The organism is Paenibacillus sp. 1-8 (assembly GCF_056316205.1).
The window spans coordinates 3695519-3714864 of record NZ_CM149995.1 but is presented as its reverse complement, the minus strand read 5'-3'; the positions used below and the strand labels follow the sequence as shown (position 1 = coordinate 3714864).

At 45.9% G+C, this 19346-nt stretch carries 22 protein-coding genes and 2 CRISPR repeat arrays (1 of these 24 cut by a window edge); of the genes, 16 read left to right on the top strand and 6 right to left on the bottom strand.

What is annotated here, in order from left to right; all coding sequences use genetic code 11:
• The first annotated feature begins 122 nt into the window (after positions 1–122).
• From AC0WRU_RS17005 to AC0WRU_RS16990, 4 genes are all read left to right on the top strand, one after another.
• The gene (locus AC0WRU_RS17005; RefSeq protein ID WP_476125656.1) at positions 123–1130 is read left to right on the top strand and encodes a tripartite tricarboxylate transporter substrate binding protein; all 1008 of its coding nucleotides are present in this window, start codon (positions 123–125) and stop codon (positions 1128–1130) included.
• Positions 1131–1178: 48 nt separating this feature from the next.
• Positions 1179–2180, top strand: coding sequence for a 2-keto-3-deoxygluconate transporter (gene kdgT, locus AC0WRU_RS17000; protein WP_476125655.1), 1002 nt, complete (start codon positions 1179–1181; stop codon positions 2178–2180).
• A gap of 153 nt (positions 2181–2333) precedes the next feature.
• Positions 2334–2687: a hypothetical protein gene (locus AC0WRU_RS16995; protein WP_025685641.1), complete on the top strand. Its 354-nt coding sequence runs from the start codon at positions 2334–2336 to the stop codon at positions 2685–2687.
• A 333-nt stretch (positions 2688–3020) separates the two neighbouring features.
• Positions 3021–3485, top strand: coding sequence for a hypothetical protein (locus tag AC0WRU_RS16990; RefSeq protein WP_476125654.1), 465 nt, complete (start codon positions 3021–3023; stop codon positions 3483–3485).
• An 8-nt stretch (positions 3486–3493) separates the two neighbouring features.
• Here the strand turns inward: AC0WRU_RS16990 and AC0WRU_RS16985 are convergent, their stop codons facing one another.
• From AC0WRU_RS16985 to fdhF, 3 genes are all read right to left on the bottom strand, one after another.
• Positions 3494–3676 (bottom strand): hypothetical protein, encoded by a 183-nt coding sequence (locus tag AC0WRU_RS16985; protein ID WP_476125653.1) that lies wholly within the window; start codon positions 3674–3676, stop codon positions 3494–3496.
• A 73-nt stretch (positions 3677–3749) separates the two neighbouring features.
• A complete protein-coding gene (locus tag AC0WRU_RS16980; RefSeq protein WP_476125652.1) occupies positions 3750–4232 on the bottom strand; it encodes a helical membrane plugin domain-containing protein in 483 nt (160 codons plus the stop codon).
• A gap of 13 nt (positions 4233–4245) precedes the next feature.
• Positions 4246–7188 (bottom strand): formate dehydrogenase subunit alpha, encoded by a 2943-nt coding sequence (fdhF, locus tag AC0WRU_RS16975; RefSeq protein WP_476125651.1) that lies wholly within the window; start codon positions 7186–7188, stop codon positions 4246–4248.
• 629 nt (positions 7189–7817) lie between these two features.
• On the opposite strand from fdhF, the gene moaA reads away from it, so the two are divergent.
• The 8 genes from moaA to AC0WRU_RS16935 all read left to right on the top strand — a co-directional run bounded on the left by moaA (position 7818) and on the right by AC0WRU_RS16935 (position 14150).
• Positions 7818–8831 carry a GTP 3',8-cyclase MoaA gene (moaA, locus tag AC0WRU_RS16970; RefSeq protein WP_025685637.1) on the top strand — a complete coding sequence of 338 codons (1014 nt, stop codon included), beginning with the start codon at positions 7818–7820 and terminating at the stop codon, positions 8829–8831.
• Between the two features lie 40 nt (positions 8832–8871).
• Entirely contained in the window at positions 8872–9684 is an 813-nt protein-coding gene (gene fdhD / locus AC0WRU_RS16965) for a formate dehydrogenase accessory sulfurtransferase FdhD (RefSeq protein WP_476125650.1), read from the top strand.
• A 133-nt stretch (positions 9685–9817) separates the two neighbouring features.
• Positions 9818–10066 (top strand): MoaD/ThiS family protein, encoded by a 249-nt coding sequence (locus tag AC0WRU_RS16960; RefSeq protein WP_476125649.1) that lies wholly within the window; start codon positions 9818–9820, stop codon positions 10064–10066.
• A 54-nt stretch (positions 10067–10120) separates the two neighbouring features.
• On the top strand, positions 10121–10849 hold the full coding sequence (locus AC0WRU_RS16955; protein ID WP_273041977.1) for a molybdenum cofactor biosynthesis protein: 729 nt from the start codon (positions 10121–10123) through the stop codon (positions 10847–10849).
• Between the two features lie 63 nt (positions 10850–10912).
• Entirely contained in the window at positions 10913–11992 is a 1080-nt protein-coding gene (locus tag AC0WRU_RS16950) for a thiazole biosynthesis adenylyltransferase ThiF (RefSeq protein ID WP_476125648.1), read from the top strand.
• A gap of 103 nt (positions 11993–12095) precedes the next feature.
• Positions 12096–12917, top strand: coding sequence for a molybdate ABC transporter substrate-binding protein (gene modA / locus AC0WRU_RS16945; RefSeq protein WP_476125647.1), 822 nt, complete (start codon positions 12096–12098; stop codon positions 12915–12917).
• Positions 12918–12944: 27 nt separating this feature from the next.
• Positions 12945–13610 carry a molybdate ABC transporter permease subunit gene (gene modB, locus AC0WRU_RS16940; protein WP_476125646.1) on the top strand — a complete coding sequence of 222 codons (666 nt, stop codon included), beginning with the start codon at positions 12945–12947 and terminating at the stop codon, positions 13608–13610.
• Between the two features lie 192 nt (positions 13611–13802).
• Entirely contained in the window at positions 13803–14150 is a 348-nt protein-coding gene (locus tag AC0WRU_RS16935) for a Na-translocating system protein MpsC family protein (RefSeq protein ID WP_025685630.1), read from the top strand.
• 17 nt (positions 14151–14167) lie between these two features.
• On the opposite strand, the gene AC0WRU_RS16930 is transcribed toward AC0WRU_RS16935, so the two are convergent.
• Positions 14168–14596, bottom strand: coding sequence for a DUF4395 domain-containing protein (locus AC0WRU_RS16930; protein ID WP_476125645.1), 429 nt, complete (start codon positions 14594–14596; stop codon positions 14168–14170).
• Positions 14597–14756: 160 nt separating this feature from the next.
• Here AC0WRU_RS16930 and AC0WRU_RS16925 point away from each other — a divergent pair, with 160 nt between their 5' ends.
• On the top strand, positions 14757–15437 hold the full coding sequence (locus tag AC0WRU_RS16925; protein ID WP_476125644.1) for a hypothetical protein: 681 nt from the start codon (positions 14757–14759) through the stop codon (positions 15435–15437).
• 170 nt (positions 15438–15607) lie between these two features.
• Positions 15608–16051: a CRISPR direct-repeat array (repeat unit 32 nt; unit sequence GTCGCTCCTTATGTAGGAGCGTGGATTGAAAT).
• Between the two features lie 258 nt (positions 16052–16309).
• On the opposite strand, the gene AC0WRU_RS16920 is transcribed toward AC0WRU_RS16925, so the two are convergent.
• Complete coding sequence (locus AC0WRU_RS16920) at positions 16310–16525, bottom strand: helix-turn-helix domain-containing protein (protein ID WP_025685628.1); 216 nt, start codon at positions 16523–16525, stop codon at positions 16310–16312.
• A 170-nt stretch (positions 16526–16695) separates the two neighbouring features.
• On the opposite strand from AC0WRU_RS16920, the gene AC0WRU_RS16915 reads away from it, so the two are divergent.
• The 3 genes from AC0WRU_RS16915 (at position 16696) to AC0WRU_RS16905 (ending at position 18101) form a co-directional block, all read left to right on the top strand.
• Positions 16696–17346, top strand: a complete 651-nt coding sequence (locus tag AC0WRU_RS16915) for a hypothetical protein (protein ID WP_476125643.1) — start codon at positions 16696–16698, stop codon at positions 17344–17346.
• Positions 17347–17430: 84 nt separating this feature from the next.
• Positions 17431–17544, top strand: coding sequence for a putative holin-like toxin (locus AC0WRU_RS16910; protein ID WP_223264084.1), 114 nt, complete (start codon positions 17431–17433; stop codon positions 17542–17544).
• Positions 17545–17852: 308 nt separating this feature from the next.
• Positions 17853–18101 carry a hypothetical protein gene (locus AC0WRU_RS16905; protein WP_476125642.1) on the top strand — a complete coding sequence of 83 codons (249 nt, stop codon included), beginning with the start codon at positions 17853–17855 and terminating at the stop codon, positions 18099–18101.
• Between the two features lie 39 nt (positions 18102–18140).
• Here AC0WRU_RS16905 and AC0WRU_RS16900 read toward each other — a convergent pair whose 3' ends face one another.
• Positions 18141–18629 carry a hypothetical protein gene (locus AC0WRU_RS16900; RefSeq protein ID WP_431087728.1) on the bottom strand — a complete coding sequence of 163 codons (489 nt, stop codon included), beginning with the start codon at positions 18627–18629 and terminating at the stop codon, positions 18141–18143.
• Between the two features lie 366 nt (positions 18630–18995).
• Positions 18996–19346: a CRISPR direct-repeat array (repeat unit 32 nt; unit sequence GTCGCACTCTATATGAGTGCGTGGATTGAAAC); it runs 85 nt beyond the window's last position.

Genomic DNA, 19346 nt, shown 5'->3' with positions numbered 1-19346 from the left:
TGTAGCCCCCGCGTTGCGGTACATTGACTTCATGTAAACGCAAATATCATGACCGAAAACGTCTGGGGGTGAAAACGGGTGCACGACTGGCCCAGTACATTTTTTGGAAAAGAGGAAGCGTAATGAAGAACAAGCCATGGCAAAAATATGTGCTGGTTGCGGCGGGAGTGGCTTTTCTTTCTGCCTTGAGTATCAGTGAATATGTGGATCAACACGCTTTGCGTGACCACAGTGGTGCATTTCCTGTGAAGCCCATCACGCTCGTCGTTCCTTATGCGGCGGGCGGCGGTACGGATATCACGGCAAGAGCATTGGCGAAAGCAGCCGAAAAGCATCTCGGTCAGCCGATCATCGTCGTTAACCGGACGGGTGGAGGCGGTTCGGTCGGGCTGATGGAAGGGGCTGAGGCGCAGGCGGACGGTTACACTGTAACGTATCTGGTTGCGGAGCTGACCACACTGCCACATCTGGGACTGCTGCCCCTTACCTATGAGCGCTTTAAACCGCTGGTCCAAACCAATATGGACCCTTCTGCCATCACGGTTAGAGCGGATGCTCCCTGGACGACGGCCGAAGCATTTCTGGAGGACGCTCATGCTCATCCTGGCAAGCTGAAAATGGGCAATGCAGGCACGGGGAGCATCTGGCACCTCGCTGCTGCGATGCTGGAGCAAAAAAGCGGAGTCCGCTTTACCCATATTCCCTATGAGGGAGCTGGGCCAGCCGTTTCAGCGTTGATGAGTGGCTTCGTGGATGCTGTGCCAGTCAGTCCTGCCGAAGTGAAAAAGTATGTAGACCAAGGGAAGCTGCGCATACTGGCGATACAGGCAGACACCATTTCGGAAGCGTTTCCAAATGTGCCGACGTTACAGCAGGCTACTGGGCTGCGTGTACATTTTATCGGGACTTGGAGAGGACTGGCTGTGCCCAAGGATACGCCGGATGAGATTGCTCAAACTCTGGCGGACGCACTGATCAAGGGGACGAAAGATGAGGAATTCAGGGAAGAAATGCGTAAGCATGGATTGGGGCTACGTGTTAAGGATGCAGAAGCATTCGCACGGCAGTTGAAGGAGAGCCATGAAACTTTCGCAAGGTTGATTCCCGAACTAGGCTTGAGCCGCAAGTGATACGGCCTTGTTTTTGCGCTGGCAAAAACGAAAGGGTTGAATGAAGTTATGAAAATCAAGCAAAGCATTGATAAAATTCCGGGCGGCATTATGTTGGTGCCACTGTTTATAGGAGCATTGGTTCATACATTTATACCGTGGGCCGGGGACTACTTTGGATCGTTTACGAAGGGACTAATGACGGGGACGGTACCGATTTTGGCGGTGTGGTTTTTTTGTATGGGCGCTTCCATTGATGTACGAGCTACGGGTACGGTATTACGTAAATCAGGTACGCTCGTATTAACCAAAATCGCAGTTGCTTGGGTAGTGGCTATCATAGCATCCAAATTGCTACCCGTCGGCGGCGTGGAAAGTGGGTTGTTTGCGGGCCTGTCGGTATTGGCGCTGATTTCTTCGATGGATATGACGAACGGTGGGCTATACGCCTCCATTATGCAGCAATACGGTTCCAGGGAAGAGGCGGGGGCATTCGTGCTGATGTCCTTGGAATCTGGTCCGTTAGTGACCATGCTCATTTTGGGCAGTACGGGATTGGCCGTTTTTGAGCCGCAGGCTTTTGTGGGGGCGGTATTGCCGTTTCTGGTCGGGTTCATGCTGGGGAATCTGGATCACGATTTTCGTAAATATTTTGGCAGCGCTACGCATGCGCTTATTCCGTTTTTCGGTTTTGCACTGGGCTGTTCCATCGATCTGAGTGTGATTGTCCAAACCGGCTTACTCGGTATTATATTGGGCATCGGCGTCATTATTATTACAGGCATTCCGCTGATCCTGGCGGACAAATATATCGGCGGTGGCAACGGTACAGCAGGACTTGCAGCCTCCAGTACGGCAGGTGCGGCGGTTGCCAATCCGGTCATTGTTGCGAATATGAAGCCAGAGTTCCTGCCCGTAGCGCAATCCGCAACTGCGTTAGTAGCCGCTTCGGTCATTGTTACCTCTATATTGGTGCCTATTCTAACGGCTTACTGGTCCAATTATGTTAAACGTAAAGGAGAATCGAAGGGAGCAGGCCCTGTAAATCCAGGTGCCAATGTCCCTAAATAAAGTTTGGATGATCCCGGATCGGATGATTCAAGATCATTTCCTGAGTCTCTCCATTACCCGGGAAATGCTTTTGTAGATACATCTTATATTTTCACACCACAAACTTGTCCTAAAACGCTTCCGCAAACATACATATGTAAGCAGAGGAGCGTGATGGAATTGGAAAACAAGGTGCGTCGCTACTATCAGTTAAAGCAGAAGCAAAAAGAAATTGAAGGCGAATTGACTGATTTGCGTAATGACATTACAGCTCATTGTGCGCAGCAGGGAGTGGCAGATTGGGAAATTGGCAGCTACCGGGTCAAAATTGTGCAGCAGCACCGCAAGGAATACGATCATACCAAGCTGTATGATTCACTGCCTGATCCGCAGCTATGGCGCTTGTTTTCCAAACCGGATACTTCGAAGATTACCAGTTTGCTCAAGCTTAACGTCATTGCAGAGGAGCAAATCAAAGATGCTGTTTCTCTCAAAACAGTGACGCTATTGCAGGTGGATAAAAAATAAAAAGTAGAGTAGTAATGTGACCCTATACATGTTGTAGCTGAAAAAGGCTGTTCGGTATACTCCCGGATAGCCTTTTACTGCCGCATCGGTGTGACTTTTTATAAACCAGCCCCATCCAGCCCCAAATAAAATAATGAATACCACAACAGAGAATAGAACGTTTTTGAGCCTTATCCCGTGTATCCTTCTCAGGGTAACCTTTCCTTTAATCCTTGCTTTATGATCTGTTTTACTCTATTAAAATTTGGATCTATAAGAATAATTCGCTATACTACTCAGAGAATATGAGTGAGAGTTAAGAGAGCCATACTTATCCGTACGGAGGAATTAAACTTGGAGACTGCCGTCAGTAAAGTATTTTTATATATATTTTCAATTCTCATTGCGCTAGCTTCCTGTCACGGGTTCATATTGTACTGGATGTGGCAGTTGCCGGAGCTTGAACATGAATCTTCTGATTTGGAAAATGGCTTTGCTCTATTTGCCACAGGTATCGTTTTTGCCTTCATTGCTTTTGCTGTTCACCTGATTCTGCATATCCTGATCTTTGTCCATCTACTTCATCGGAACGACCATCCTATGGATATGAAGAGGTTGCTGTTCCGCAAGAAATCAAGCAACAACGCAATCCTCCGGATCTGTCTGCTGATAATCCTGTTGATTTGGATCGTTTATGCTACCATTGTACATACAATTCCACTGTTTTCGGTCATTAGTTTTACGCTGGTTTTTATCAACTATAGTATTTGGCTGTTGCAATTTTTGACGGAGAGACGAGGCAGGGAGGTTCGGTTGTAGGGGATGTATCAAGGGAACAAGAAAAGAGCTGACTCCCGTTTGTGGTGGGGCCAGCTATAAAAGGGAAGCGCCTCTTTCCTTTTTGCCGAAGCTCCCTGACGATATCCTCTTTCATTTCCGTTGTTGTGATAAGCTCCCCGATCAAAGTCTCCACATAAGGCCAGCAATGCTCCAGCAATAGCTGAAGGCATTCCTGATCGTCCTCCTGCTGATAGCGTCGAATATAATCCTGTAGCTCGATGTCCATCTCCACGCTATATTCAGCTACTTATCGGACAAGCCTTTCCCCAGCCCTTTGAGAAAATGAATGCCAAAACCCATCGCCCGATTTACATCCGGATCATTCATAGCCTTCATGAGATCGCGCAGGCGTGTCTTTTTGTTCTGTTTTAAATGCTCTTCGGCTTCGTTCAGGCCCATAGTAACGCTGCCCACCAGCTTTTTCATCAGCTCAGGGTCGACCTCGGATAGCATGCCGGCTGCTCCCATCAGATTGTTGATGATGTTTGTCACAGGCTTGCGCGTCGCTTGTCCTACAGCGATTTTGGCGATGCTTTCTTTGGCTTTCAGCATAGACTGAGCTGCTTCGAGAAGACCGCTATCGTGCAGCTCACATACAATTTCGAGCGTCTTCTGCAAGGCCGCCCCGTTGTCCGCCAGATCAGCAGTAAGCTGATCCAGCGATTGTTTTTGTCGTTCTTCTTCAGTCAACACACGCTTTCGTACGATTGAAATAGGCTTAGCCATGAGTCCGACCTCCTTATTTTTGATCCACCAGATCGACGTAACCGGGACGATTCCATTTCCGCTCCACTTCAACCCCGTTTTGCGGATGACGCTGTTTATAGCGCGGGTTGATACGTGGCAGCGGATTTTGACCATCTACCTCCAAAATGTGCATCCGCACCTTGTTTTGCTTATAAGCTGGTGTGTTGGTGATTACATCGAATGCTCCGCCAGTTAACAGGTTCACGGCGCTGTCATGGCTGTTGGAGTGCATAGGTACGTAGACATCGGTTCCATGCATCCGGTCGGTGACGAGAACACGCAGCTTTACGGCACCATATGGCGATTCCAGACGAACCAGCGATCCGTCCTTGACTCCGCGTTCCTCCGCCAATTCCGGCGATACCTCCACAAATACACTTGGAAGCTTGAGCTGGATGCCCGGTGATTTGGTCGTCAGATTTCCTTCATGGAATTGTTCGAGCAGTCGACCGTTGTTTAAGGTCAGATCGAACTCAGCCGGGTATTGTTTAGGCGGTACATATTCGAAAAGACCGAGACGTGCCTTTTTATCCGGGAAGTTAAAGCCGTTGGTGTGTAGAAGTGGTGTGCTGCTGCCATCCGGCGATCCCCAGTGAAAGCTGTTCCAGCCTTCCAATACGTCATAATTACATTGGGAGAAAAATGGAGTGAGTGACGCCATTTCCTCAAAAATTTCACTTGGATGACTGTAGTTCCAATCAAATCCCATTTGCTTGGCAAATTGGCTGAAAATCCACCAGTCCGGTTTGCTGTCTCCTACAGGTTTGAGCGCCTCATATAAACGCTGAACACGACGCTCGGTGTTCGTAAAGGTTCCGTCTTTTTCGAGCGAAGGTACGGCTGGCAAAATGACATCCGCGAATTCTGCTGTTTTGCTCAGGAATACATCCTGAACGACGAGGAAATCCAAATTCGCCAGCATTTCCTGTGTGTGGTTGGAGTCCGCATCCACCCACGCCATTTCTTCTCCAGCGATATACATCGCTTTTAGCTCACCTGTTTCAATGGCCTCCAGCATTTGAATATTGTCCAGTCCGCGCTGGCCTGGAATTTGTACCCCGTAGGCCGCTTCGAACTTGGCACGAATGTCATCGTTGGTGACAGGCTGATAGCCTGGGAAAATATCCGGCATCGTGCCCATGTCAGCAGCACCCTGAACATTGTTATGTCCGCGAAGCGGATACGCGCCTGCACCTGGACGCATAAAGTTTCCGGTCACCAGTAGCAGGTTGGCAATCGCAATAGAGGTGTAGGAGCCTGCGATGTTTTGCGTCACACCCATGCCCCAGCAAATGGCAGTGCCGTCGGCTTCGTGAATCATAGTCGCGACCTCAATTAGCGTCTCTTTGGAAATGCCCGTTTCCTGCTCTGCGAATTCCAGGGTGAAACGCTCCAGCAATTTCAAATATTCAGGATAGAAGTTTACATGCTCTTCAATGAATTTTGCATCATGCCAGTTTTGCTCAATGATGTATTTGGCTACAGCGGATAACCATACATAATCTGTACCTTGCTTCGGACGAATGAACAGATCTGCGCGTTCTGCCATTTCATGCTTGCGCAGGTCGACCGAGATCAACTTTTGACCGTGCAGCTTATGCGCACGTTTAATACGGGTAGCCAGCACCGGATGTCCTTCTCCCGGCGCACAGCCGACCAGCATGACCAGACCTGCTCTGGCAATGTCTTTAATCGTACCGCTGTCGCCGCCAATGCCTCCGGTGTGCTGCAGCCCCCATGAGGCGGGGGATTGGCAATACCGCGAACAGTTATCGACGTTATTCGTTTGGAATACCTGACGCGCTAACTTCTGCATCAAATAGTTTTCTTCATTCGTAAATTTGGACGAGGAAATAAAGCCGAGCGCTTTACCGCCATACATTTCTTTAATAGCACCCATTTTGCTGGCCATCAGACTCAGTGCTTCTTCCCAGGTCGCTTCCACAAATTCGTCGCCTTGACGAATTAAGGGGGTAGTCAAACGCTGATCACTGTTCACAAAATCCCAGCCGAATTTCCCTTTTACGCATGTTGAGATGCCGTTAACAGGTCCCTCAGAGGTAGGCTGTACCTTCAAAATTTTGCGGCCTTTGGTCCAAACCTCAAAGCTGCAACCTACACCGCAAAACGTACAGACGGTTTTCGTTTTTTTCGTACGGGTTTCACGCATCGCTGCTTCTGCTTCGGAAATGGCAAAAATACCGCTATAGCCCGGCTCCACTTCCTTGATCAAATCCACCATCGGATTTAATAAGTCTTTATCCATGCCGCTCATAAAGCCTGCTTCACCCAGCATAGATTTCTCCATCAAGGCATTGCATGGGCAGACGGTTACACACTGACCACAGCTAACGCAGGAGGAATCGTTAATTGCGACTCCGTCATCCCATTTGACGCGAGGGCGTTCAGCTTCCCAGTCAAGAGACAGTGTTTCATTGACCTGTAGGTTTTGGCATACTTCTACGCATTGGCCACAGGCAATACATTGATTGGGGTCATATCGGTAGAAGGGATGAGACATATCAACTTCCGTCGGATCAACCTTGGGCTGATATGGATATTTTTGATGTTCAATTTCCATAAGCTCTGCTGTATTATGCAATTTACAATTACCGTTGTTGTTATCGCACACCGTGCAGTAGAGGAGATGATTTTCCAGTAGTCGGTCCATGGCCTCTGTTTGAGCTGCTTTCGCGCGGTCCGAGTGTAAATGAATATTCATGCCATCCGCAGCATGTGTCGAGCAGGAACGCACCAGCTTTCCATCTACTTCGACGATACAGGTGTCACAGGTACGGATCGGATCGACTTCAGGAACGTAACACAGCTGGGGATGGGCGATATTGTTTTCGTTAATCACTTCAAGAATCGTTGCGCTGTTCTTCGTTTTCAGTTCCTGTCCGTTTAATGTAATTTTGATCGTACTATCAGTCACGGTTCAGGCTCCTTTCAGATTTTAAATTTAAAAATTAGGAATAAAAAAACTCCACCATAAACACAAGTGCTCGTGTTCCAGCACTTGTGTTTATGGTGGAGTAGTGACCAAGCTCTAGGTCCTGGAGGCCAATCCGCCATTTGAATATGTATTAATAACAAACAGTACGCACCGTCTGTATATCAATAACTTAGATATGTCATTTTCTGCATGTCATCTCGTGTAACTATAGCGTAAAATTTAAGATAGTTCAACGGTACATTATTATTTTTTTAATTGATAATGATTATCGTTTGAGAAAACGAAAAATCATTGACAAACGTTCCAGGATTGCTAACAATAGGAATGTGATCTATTTCAGAGCAATCGTAAATGGAGTGTACGTGGGAATCGCGTATATTTTATTTGTCGCAGCGCTTGTTAGTTTGATTTTTCTATATCACATGATGTGGGATTCATAAAATCCTGATGTAGATAAATTAACCGGCATTTAGCAGATTCTTCGATATTCATAAGCGAAGAAGTTGTTGTGATGCCGGTTTTTTGGTTCAGTATAAAATGAGTGGAAATGCCGTTCCAATTTAGAGTGTAAAGAGTTTTATTAATGAAGACGGATTGAGGTGAACAGGATGGCGAACCGGAGCGACGATCAATGGAATCGTCCGTTACGGGACTTAAGAATATCCGTCATAGACCGATGTAATTTTCGGTGCCGATATTGTATGCCGGAAGAAATATTTGGCCATGACTATCCGTTTTTGCCAAAAGAAAAAATATTGTCTTTTGAGGAAATTACGCGCCTTTCCCGTATTTTTGTCTCGCTGGGCGTTACGAAGCTGCGTATTACTGGTGGCGAGCCGTTGCTGAGGAAAAATTTGTCCTCGCTTATTCATTCGTTAACTCAACTCGATGGGGTTGAAGATATTGCAATGACGACAAACGGCGTATTTTTGCCTAAATATGCTGCAGCACTGCGAGAGGCGGGACTAAAGAGAGTGACGGTTAGTCTGGATTCGCTCGATGATGATCGATTCCGCCAAATGAACGGGGGCAGAAGCAGCGTAAAGGCGGTGCTGGATGGTATTGAGGCTGCGGCTCAAGCAGGGATGCAGGTGAAAATAAATATGGTCGTGCAAAAGGGCTTTAACGATCAAGATATAGTTCCCATGGCCGACTATTTTCAAAAGAAAAAGCATATTTTACGTTTTGTTGAGTTTATGGATGTAGGCAACACCAATGGCTGGAAATTGGATCAGGTCGTTTCCAAGCAGCAGATCATCGAAGCCATTCACGAGCATATGCCGTTAGAGCCTGTCCCACCCCAGTACAAAGGTGAGGTGGCGACGCGCTACAGGTATCAGGGCAGAGACGGGGAAATTGGCATTATTTCGTCTGTTACGGACGCCTTCTGCTCCACATGTACACGAGCGAGAATTTCTGCTGAAGGCTCCTTGTACACGTGCCTGTTTGCCTCTCAAGGGTACAAGCTTCGCGCGATGCTGCGTTCCGAACAGTCCGATGACGAGATTAGAGCTTACATTGAGCGTGTTTGGAGAGAACGTACCGATCGCTATTCAGAGGAACGGCTGAATCATACACAGCAAGCAACGTCTAAAATTGAAATGTCACACATCGGCGGGTGAGCCGAAGAGCCAGCCTGTCAGAAACAAGGGAGTGGAGCACGTGGAAAAGCCAGCTGAGGTAAAACGTGAGATTCTACGTTATCGTGACGGTCAGATCAAGCGTTTTGAAGACACTGTGGTGACGGAGCATCCTGTGACCATCAAAATCAATCAGCAGGAATTTGCTACCATGGTTTGTACACCGGAGTATGTGGAGGATATGGCAGTAGGTTTTTTGGCCTCTGAAGGCGTCATTCAACGGTACGATGATATCGAAGATATTTGGGTTCAGGAAAAAGAAGGCTTTGTTCATATTAAAACCCGTCGAATAAATGAGTTTTATCAAAACTTCCATTCCAAACGGTACATTACCTCCTGCTGCGGAAAAAGCAGACAGGGCTTTTATTTTATGAATGATGCGAAAGTGGCAAAAAGAATGAATGACACCCATGTTACGCTGTCTTTTGACGATTGCTTCCGCTTGATGAATTTAATGCAAAGCTCGGCACTTACGTTTCAGGAGACCGGTGGTGTTCATAATGCAGCGCTGTGCGACAAAGACGGGATGATCCTGTCCAGAATAGATATCGGCCGACACAATGCGCTGGATAAAATCTATGGGCATTGCCTAAAACATGATATTGTATTACAAGACAAAATCATAGTATTCAGCGGACGCATTTCGTCTGAAATTTTGTTGAAGGTTGCGAAGATCGGCTGTGAAGTTGTTTTGTCCAAGTCAGCTCCCACAGAGCTTGCACTTGAGTTGGCTGAGGATCTGGGAATTACGACCGTCGGCTTTATACGCAGTCGTTCTCTGAATGTATATACGCATACCGAACGGATTGATGAACTGTTTGAATCTAAAATATAATATAAAAATCTTCAATGTACACCGTCATAGTTAACCAGCATGGAATAAAGCCTTTCGGGGTATTAGTTCATGTTGGTTTTTCTTGGTACATATGTGGTGGACATTCACTGTACTGAAAAGGAGGGCATGTTAAATGAACTATCATATTCAAGTATTTGCCGGACTTGCGGAACAGATGGGAGGGCCTATAATTACGGTGCCTACCGTGCAAGAAACGATGACCGTTGCCGCATTAAAAGACTTGCTATCCGAGTGTTTCCCTGAATCAGCAGCTCAGTTGCAGGGTTCTTTTGTTGCCAGAAATCAAGCCTACGCCGCTCCTGAGGACCTCGTGAGTATACATGATGAGATTGCGATTATTCCTCCGGTTTCAGGAGGGTGAATTCTATTAATAGGATAGGTGTATCGATAGAATAGGTGCAAGGGGGCAGATCATATGCAATACCGTATTCAACTATTCGCAGGTATGGCGGAGCAACTTGGTGATGTGATCACGGTAGAACTTTCACAGGGAGCGGTGACCATTGCAGACATTCGAAAAAAGCTGAATGAGCTGTACCCGGAAGTGACTTCACAACTGCCAGGTTCTTTTTTTACCCATCATAAAAAGCTGGCTTCTCCAGATGAACTTGTGCTTCCATCAGATGTAATTGCTCTTCATCAGTCAGCACCCGGGATGGAGACGGTCGTTTCAAAATGTGGTTTATTTGCCATTACGTACGACCCGATTGATGCCGATGAAGTAACCTCAAAGGTGCTCGACCCTTCTCATGGCGCCTCGCTGACCTTTAATGGTACGACTCGGGAATTTACGCAAGGTCAGCGAACGGTGCTGCTTGAATATGAGGCGTATGTCCCGATGGCCATGAACACGATGAAGCAGATTGGTGACGAAATTGCAGAGCGCTGGCCTTCTACACGTACTGCGATTACACATCGGCTTGGCACGGTAAGAATTGGAGAGACGAGTGTGGTGATTGCTGTCTCTGCTGCACACCGCGATACTTGCTACGAAGCCAGCCGCCATGCCATTGAACGGTTAAAGCAAATCGTACCGATTTGGAAAAAGGAAGTGTGGGAGGACGGCTCAGAATGGAAGGGGCATCAGCTGGGTGGCTGGAATCCTCAAAATACCCCAAAGCTTTCGAATAAGGGCGACATTTGAACTTTTAGCTTGTCTGATCAACTTGTAGCTATCAATGGATAAGTATGGAGGCGTAAATCAACGATGTCAGAAATGGACAAAATCCAGAAAATAGAAGTTGCTGCACAAGCACATGCGCATGCGTCTCATGCCCGTTATTCTAGACAGGAATTATTCTCGAAAATTGGACCGACAGGCCAGCAAAATATCCGTAGTAAGCACGTGTTGATGGTGGGGGCCGGCGCATTGGGTACTGCCAATGCGGACATGCTGGTGCGAGCGGGCATCGGACGGCTGACGTTGGTAGACCGTGATTATGTAGATTGGAGTAATTTGCAACGCCAACAGCTCTATGACGAAGCGGATGCCCGTGATCAGATCCCCAAGGCAGTGGCCGCGCAGAAGCGATTGCAGCAAATCAATTCGGACGTGGACATTCGTGCGCTAGTCCGGGACGTCTCGCTGGAGGAAATCGATGATATCGCGGCAGGGGTAGACCTCATCATAGATGCCACCGATAACTTCGATACACGTCTGCTTATGAACGATTACGCGGTCAAGCACCAAATCCCTTGGATTTACGGGGCGTGTGTGGGCAGCTATGGGACAACCTTTACCATCGTGCCAGGACAGACACCGTGCCTGCATTGCCTGCTCGGAACCGTACCGCTCGGCGGTGCGACCTGTGATACGGTCGGTGTGATTAGCCCGGTTGTACAGATGGTGGCGGCTTACCAAAGTGCCGAGGCATTGAAGCTGCTCACTGGGGACGAATCAGCCTTACAGGGGAAGCTGATTTCTTTCGATCTGTGGAACAATCAGCATCAGGCAATCCAAATCAGCGCGATGAAGAAAGCCGATTGTCCAACGTGTGGTGAGCACCCTGTGTATCCTTTTTTACAATCGGAGCATCAGGCTAAAACGGCTGTCTTGTGCGGACGAGATACGGTTCAAATCCGCCCGGCCCCGGGTGCTGTACGTGATCTGAATGAAGCGGCACGTTTGTTATCCCGTCAGGGGGGCAAGGTGGAGCATAATCCATACCTGGTATCCGTTGTTATCGGAACGCATCGAATCGTTCTTTTTCAGGATGGACGCGTCTTAATTCATGGCACGAAGGACATAGCCGAGGCGAGATCGATTTATCACAAATATTTGGGTTGACCCAATAGATTCGACCTGTTATGAGATGTACAATGTTTCCTTATTTTCGCTATCACATTTTCGTCATCTCATTTTGGAATTTATAGGATAGGGGAAGAACAAGATGAAAAAGAAATTTGGGTACATATTCACGTTCGTTGGATTGTTGGCATGGGTTCTGGCTGGATGCTCGTCTCCGGCTGCTGTACAATCGGCACAGTCCGCACCCAAGACAGAACTAGTCGTATCAGCCGCTGCGAGTCTTCAAGATAGTCTGAATACGCTCAAGGGCCAGTATGAGAAACAGCACCCAGATATCAAACTTACCTTTAACTACGCTTCATCTGGTACATTACAAAAACAAATTGAGCAAGGCGCACCCGCTGACGTATTTATTTCGGCAGGCTTGAAGCAAATGAAGGCATTAACCGATGCTTCATTGGTGGAAAAGGATAACGTACTGCTTCAAAATAAACTGGTTGTGGTTGTTCCGCAAGATAAGGCGAAAAGCACAGATAACAAAAGCATTACGCTCAATGATCTGATGGGTCCTTCTTTCCTGAAAGTGGCTGTTGGGGAGCCTACTACCGTTCCCGCCGGACAGTATTCCAAAGAATCGCTGACGAAGGCCGGACTATGGGACAAGCTGGAGCCTAAGATGGTATTCGCCAAGGACGTAAGACAGGTATTGAATTATGTTGAAACAGGCAACGCCGATGCAGGGCTCGTCTATCTGACGGATGCCAAATCATCCGATAAAACGGTCATAGCACTGGAAGTGCCCGAGGAATTGCATGCACCCATCCTGTATCCTGAAGGCATTGTAAAAGCAACCAAACATAGCCAGGAAGCAGGCGAGTTTCTTGATTTTCTGCGGACAGATGAATCTATGAGTGTGTTCAGTAAAGATGGATTTTCAGCCCCTACAGAAATGACGGGAAAATAGAATTCACAGATAAAGGAGGGGGTCCCGTTGGATTGGTCAGCTTTTCTTCCTCCGGTTATCGTATCTGTTAAAGTCGCTGTCGTCGCCAGCATCATCGTCTTTTTATTAGCTACTGTGGTAGCGCGGATGATGGCGAACTGCGCGCCGCGGAGGGGAACCAGCGTGATCGAGACCGTCCTACTTCTTCCGCTCGTTTTGCCTCCCACTGTTGTCGGCTTTATTTTGCTCATATTGCTGGGAAGAAAAAGCTGGATTGGCACTGTCTTCGAAAGCCTATTCCAGCAGACGATTGTATTTACGTGGGGAGCTGCAGTGGTAGCGGCTGTAGTTGTTGCTTTTCCATTGGCTTACCGGACTATCAAAGCAGGCTTTGAAGCCGTAGATCCCGAGGTGGAGCAGATTGCACGTGTGCAAGGTGCCAACGAATGGCAAGTGTTTCGCCACATTACGATGCCCCTTGCCTACCGATCTCTCATTTCAGGATACATTCTCGGATTTGCACGAGGGTTAGGGGAATTTGGCGCTACGCTGATGCTTGCAGGTAATATTCCTGAACAGACTCAAACCCTGCCTACGGCGATTTACACCGCGTCCGAGGTCGGAAATATGACACTCTCTTGGAGCTGGGTAGCGGTCATCGTTTTATTCTCTTTTATCATGTTGATGCTTTCAAATCGACTGGTAAAGGACTAGTCCGTTTGGAGTATGAAACCTATGCAGTCTGCCGATGGGGCAGGCTGTGTTTTATTTTTTCCTGTAATAAAAAATATGTAACAAAGCATGTTCCAAAAATCACTTTCGCTAGTCTCTGTTTTATATGATAGGAATCGGTTATGATGGAAATAGCAATAGGGATTTTAGTAGATTTTAGGAGAGCGGTGCGATATGAGAAGGGAAACGGGTTTTAACGAAATTATTCGAAAAGTACGTAAAGAGCTATTTGGAAAAGGCCCGGAACGCATACATACAACCTTTGTAGATAACATGGCCATCACGATGCTGTATGGAAATTTAACCCCATCCGAAAAGTTTCTGGCGCAAGAGGTTGCCGGGAAAGAGATGGTGCATGCAGCTCGAACCAAAATGGTTCAAAAAATCTATCCCGTACAGTTCAACAAAGAACTGGAGGATTACATGGATTCCCGACTGCTGCACCTCTTTTCGGATATTAAAGTGGAGGAAGATATAGCCATCTCTGTTTTTGTATTTGAGGATACGATTGTTGCAAAATAGGATGAAGGGGAGACAATCTATACGTGATTTCTTCTCCGATATTGATATTGGGACCATTGGTAGAGAATAAAGCATCCGACACAAAAGCCCAGAATAGCCACCAATGCCGCCACAAGCACCATCGCCGAGAACACAAAAGCGACAATACTCCATTGGAACGTAAACCCTACCAGAGCCACCAGCAGAAAAAAGACGGCAAGGAGCTGATTAAATCTTTGCTGTCCGCGGTCTTCCTGCACATATGAGGAAGGGCTTTTCTTTAAAAACAGCTTGGCCACCCGCATCACCGGATTGAAGTTGAAAAGCACACCGAGCAACCCTGCAACAAGTGGAATAGCTAACAACCCATTGGCCCCTGTAATCCAGGTAAAGACGACAGACAGCACAATCACCCATTGATTAGCCCTAACCAACGGACGGGGAATCGAGGCAGGAACCTGATTCATATATATCACTCTTTTCACATCGGAATAAAATAATTGAGATTATTATAACGTAATGGTTGGGGAATAGATAGCTGAAAAATGGTTTGTATGATCATTACTATAGACCCATTACCAAAGACATGGTAGAGTTTTGGTATATATTCGGTAAAGGGGTCAGTTTATGAAAAAGATATTTTTATGGTTGTGTCTAGCAGGGGTCGTTCTATCGGGTTGTACTTCTTCCAAGAGCGGTACCACGAGTACAGAGAGTGCTACAAGTTCAAATGCATCAGGAGGCTCTGCCAGTTCATCTGTACATGAGACGGTAGCAACTGAAAATAAGGGATATCAAGGTAAAATTTCATTTCGCAACGTAGGCTGGGGAATGAGTAAAGAACAAGTAAAGGCATCTGAAGATATGAAGGTTGAGGAAGAAGATCAAGAGTCGATTGCCTATTATTCCAAGATATTGGGACTGGAAAGCGGACTCATGTACTTTTTTGTGGATGATCAATTGGTACGTGCAGCTTACGTAGTGACCGAAAAACATACCATTAAAAATGAGTATATTGAGAATTATAATGACTTAAAAAAGAGCCTAACGGAGAAATACGGCAAGCCTAGCAGTGATGATACCCTTTGGAAGGGAGAGTTATACAAAGATACACCAAGCCAATGGGGAATGGCTGTAGCGACAGGCGAATTGCATTATCAGGCAGTATGGGAGACAGAAGACACAGAAATTTTGCTTGATTTACATGGTGATAATTTCGAACCCGCCCTGAGTCTAGTGTATGACAGCAAGGAACTACAGCATTTGAGTGAGCAGCAAAAGGATCAGGAATTGAAAAAGAATTTATAACAGTGCGAACCCCAAGTACACATGAAATCCCCGGAACATTCGCACCCCGCGCCAGACAAGGGATTCAGCGAATTTAGGGTGTGGTTTTTAACATTTATTGGTGAGTTGAAAAGAGATTCGCGAAAAAGCGTTTACAAAGCCTTGCCGGGTAAGGCTTTGTAACACATGCTGTCGCTCCTTATGTAGGAGCGTGGATTGAAATTTTTAAGGACACCGGACAGTACCAGACAGCTTTATGTCGCTCCTTATGTAGGAGCGTGGATTGAAATCAGACATCCGGAAGTTACGACAGAAATAGGGGGCTGTCGCTCCTTATGTAGGAGCGTGGATTGAAATTGGTAGAACTTCTTTGAGATGAGCGAGGAACAGCGGAAGTCGCTCCTTATGTAGGAGCGTGGATTGAAATAGATCCATTGAACATAGTGGCATAATCATCGCCCTCGTCGCTCCTTATGTAGGAGCGTGGATTGAAATCAGCCAAAAGGAGTTACACCAGCAGATGGAGCGGGTGGGTCGCTCCTTATGTAGGAGCGTGGATTGAAATCCGCAAATGCCCAAAAAGCTTTGATGATATCCGTCAAGGTCGCTCCTTATATAGCAGCATGAATTGAAAACACGTATTCCTCATACCACAGATGAGCACAGCTATGACGTTCCTCATTTTACTTTGAAACATAAAAAAGGTTTGCCTTAGAACTTGGCAAGCCTTTTTTATGTTGGTTATAAAATGCTAATAAACTCAAGATGAACTAACTTTTTTTATAGACGTGGAACTGTTCGGACCACCATTCTAAAAAGTGGAACACAAAAAAGAAGCCCGTTTTAAAACAGACCCCTTAATCTATTCCTGCGTTTAACATGCACAAATCACGCTATTCTGTTTCTTCAAACTGCATTAACACGGAAATGTCCTTGATCTCCAGAGCATGGGCGATCTTTTCAAGCATAAGCAAGTTTACTTCTTGTCGGTCATCACTGCTTAGTTTGGATATCCTTGCCTGTGAAACACCGGATAGTTCTTCTAATTGTTTTTGAGTGATACCTTTTTCTTTGAGAATTTCCTTTAGCTTGATTCTGATTTTTAACATTTGGATTTCCTCCATATATCGTTGACAAAATATGACCATAGGGTTATATTTATTTTATGACCTTAAGGGCATATTCGAGACTGACATACTACAACCCAAAGGGGTGTATCCAACATACCCTTAGCTTTGCTATTGCTATTTTACCAGAATTTCAATGGAGGATGATACCTATGACTGAAAAACGGAAAGCGAATGTGCAAGCGATCAAGGATATTGTACGCATGAATCAGGTGTGGGAGCAGGAAAAGGGAGAGCAAGGAGCAGCAAAGCTACACTATTATCATATTGTGGATGCACTTCATCAGAAATGGCAAACCATCGGTGTCGATGTTTCGGACGCGATTGAGGTTTTTGAAAGAGGGCATAACGATGCATGGACACGGATTATTGAGCCAGCTCCTTGGAACCCTAATTTAACCACTAATGATTTAATTCACCTGCTCAAAATCAGTCCCGAAGCTGTACAGATTCGTCATGCTATGCAAATCATACTGAATACGGTTGAAAGACGCAATGCGTTCATCCGTCGTATCATGAATGTGAATGATCAGGCAATCCAGCATCTGCTCTACCTGATGAAAGACGAATACCTGCGTTATGAGCAACTCTCGAATGAAGCCTTTATGGCGATGTATGCTATGAATCCGGTCGAAGCCTTATCTGTATATTTTCTGGAATCCGTAGATGTGCATATGTACTGGGAATGGTGTGATGCTGGCGGTACAGGCGAACAGGCCATGCAGTATAAGCGTGAGGACCCTCACATGACGCTGATTCAAGCGATTGAAAGAGTAGAAGAGGAAATGTATGCCCGTACATAATAACCCATAGGTGTAGTTGCTACGCTGACGACAAAATGGCTTGGGTGGGCAGTTGGCTAGTCTCCTGCAAAGGATGTGAGGGCTGTGGAGGTTAAAGATGCTTTGACATTAATGATGATGTTCGGTACGCTGCTGGTTGCGTTGATCGGATTAATTGTCACCATCTTAATCGCATTGAACCAACACAACAGAAAGTAGACGGCCCACTTATAGCGAATTTCAAACCCGTTTGTTACAATTCAAGGAAATGGGTATAGACCATACATCATAGAGGAGGACATACATATAAGATGGATATTCAACAAAAGAAAAAAGAGTTGGAGAGAAAATATAGGGGGCAACTATGAGACTACCAATCCCGCAAAGCGTTTTTCCTGAAAAATAACAACATTTATCCTTATTCCTTTTTTGGAGATGCCAGAGAGTCTGTAGAAAAACTCACCCGCGATTTTGAGGAAAAGCAATCCAGCGGCTGGGGACTGAGTTGGCCTGAGGTCAACGGTATTTTGGATGATATCGCATTTCAGTCCGAAGAGGCCCAAAGCTATATAAAGGAATATGGTGAATCTATCGAAGAGATGCTCCAGTTCGAACATACAAACTTGCTTCATGTACCTAAATGTGCCAATGGCGAGACTTTTACCTATATCGGTTCCTTTACCGGATATTATTTTCAAGCGTTTGGGGCAGATTCCGTATATTTATTTTATGATAGAGAATTGGGTAAAGCGGTCATTTGCTTCGAGTATTCCTAAGAGATATAGAAAAAGCTCCCCTGATGGGAGCTTTAAAATTTATTTCTTATTCATCTCCACATCATGCTTTTTGGCAAGTGTGTTGACCTGTTCGCCAAAATCTCGGAATAGCTTTCTACCCTCGCTGAGTTTGGCGTTACTTTCATTGACTAAGCCCATATCCTGTTTTTCCAACGCATCAACCATCATAATGAAGGCTTCCTTTTGAGTACTAGCGGCCTTGATGTAGGTTTCGTGGACGGCTCTTACCTCAGGAGTTTCCGTCTTTACAGCTTCTAGCTTATCAACGAATTTGGTATATTCGGGGATAATGTTGTCTTTTAAAGTATTATATAGTGTTAGATCATCTGTGTATTTATCTCCGGTCACGGATTCATACTTATCAGTTACTGCTTTTTCATCTTGTGCCAAGGGAAGCATTCCATCATTCACATAGGTAATTAAATCTTTTTTTACCGGATCGGTAGAGCAGGCTGCCAAAATGGAAAAGCAACATAATACCAACATAAATACGCTAAGTTTTTTCATCTGTATTCCCCTTTTTATGTATGTTATGGGTAATTCGATGTGACTTGTAGTCAAAAAGAACTATCCATATCATTTTATTATATCGTATAAATAAGAGAATGGTAGGGTTTTTATGGTAAAATAGTGTCGAAACTAAGTTGATTGATCTGTTCATTAAAAATAGGTAACCATATAGAAGCCGATTCGGTGCGAACCCCAAGCGCACATGAAAATCCCGGGTCCTTCGCACCTCGAAACTTGTCGAAAAGTGTTGGATTGGTTATCTATCCGTAAAAGTCAATAGTTGATCCAAGCTTATTGGGCATCAGTTTTTACGGTAATGTGTGGAATTGATATCGTTAGGGTATGAATTACTGCATTTTCGCTGTCGCACTCTATATGAGTGCGTGGATTGAAACCAGTGGACGCTGTTTGATCTCCAAGGGATGGATTACCGTCGCACTCTATATGAGTGCGTGGATTGAAACTTTGACTACAGATGGATATGGAATGGTGTCGCATGTCGCACTCTATATGAGTGCGTGGATTGAAACATAAAAGGGATCGTGGAAAAAATGAAGGCGGATACGAGTCGCACTCTATATGAGTGCGTGGATTGAAACTATCCCCTCTCCTTGGGTAGCTATTAGAGCTTTAGTCGCACTCTATATGAGTGCGTGGATTGAAACATTCCCCGTCTCGCGTAATGATGGAGCTTGGTTTCTTGCCGCACTCTAT

What these genes read in the sequence shown, in the direction of transcription:
- AC0WRU_RS17005 (WP_476125656.1), top strand. Translation starts at nt 123, where the DNA reads ATGAAGAACAAGCCATGGCAAAAATATGTGCTGGTTGCGGCGGGAGTG.
- kdgT (WP_476125655.1), top strand. Translation starts at nt 1,179, where the DNA reads ATGAAAATCAAGCAAAGCATTGATAAAATTCCGGGCGGCATTATGTTG.
- AC0WRU_RS16995 (WP_025685641.1), top strand. Translation starts at nt 2,334, where the DNA reads ATGGAATTGGAAAACAAGGTGCGTCGCTACTATCAGTTAAAGCAGAAG.
- AC0WRU_RS16985 (WP_476125653.1), bottom strand. Translation starts at nt 3,676, where the DNA reads ATGCCTTCAGCTATTGCTGGAGCATTGCTGGCCTTATGTGGAGACTTT.
- AC0WRU_RS16980 (WP_476125652.1), bottom strand. Translation starts at nt 4,232, where the DNA reads ATGGCTAAGCCTATTTCAATCGTACGAAAGCGTGTGTTGACTGAAGAA.
- moaA (WP_025685637.1), top strand. Translation starts at nt 7,818, where the DNA reads ATGGCGAACCGGAGCGACGATCAATGGAATCGTCCGTTACGGGACTTA.
- AC0WRU_RS16960 (WP_476125649.1), top strand. Translation starts at nt 9,818, where the DNA reads ATGAACTATCATATTCAAGTATTTGCCGGACTTGCGGAACAGATGGGA.
- AC0WRU_RS16955 (WP_273041977.1), top strand. Translation starts at nt 10,121, where the DNA reads ATGCAATACCGTATTCAACTATTCGCAGGTATGGCGGAGCAACTTGGT.
- AC0WRU_RS16950 (WP_476125648.1), top strand. Translation starts at nt 10,913, where the DNA reads ATGTCAGAAATGGACAAAATCCAGAAAATAGAAGTTGCTGCACAAGCA.
- modA (WP_476125647.1), top strand. Translation starts at nt 12,096, where the DNA reads ATGAAAAAGAAATTTGGGTACATATTCACGTTCGTTGGATTGTTGGCA.
- AC0WRU_RS16935 (WP_025685630.1), top strand. Translation starts at nt 13,803, where the DNA reads ATGAGAAGGGAAACGGGTTTTAACGAAATTATTCGAAAAGTACGTAAA.
- AC0WRU_RS16930 (WP_476125645.1), bottom strand. Translation starts at nt 14,596, where the DNA reads ATGAATCAGGTTCCTGCCTCGATTCCCCGTCCGTTGGTTAGGGCTAAT.
- AC0WRU_RS16925 (WP_476125644.1), top strand. Translation starts at nt 14,757, where the DNA reads ATGAAAAAGATATTTTTATGGTTGTGTCTAGCAGGGGTCGTTCTATCG.
- AC0WRU_RS16920 (WP_025685628.1), bottom strand. Translation starts at nt 16,525, where the DNA reads ATGTTAAAAATCAGAATCAAGCTAAAGGAAATTCTCAAAGAAAAAGGT.
- AC0WRU_RS16915 (WP_476125643.1), top strand. Translation starts at nt 16,696, where the DNA reads ATGACTGAAAAACGGAAAGCGAATGTGCAAGCGATCAAGGATATTGTA.
- AC0WRU_RS16900 (WP_431087728.1), bottom strand. Translation starts at nt 18,629, where the DNA reads ATGAAAAAACTTAGCGTATTTATGTTGGTATTATGTTGCTTTTCCATT.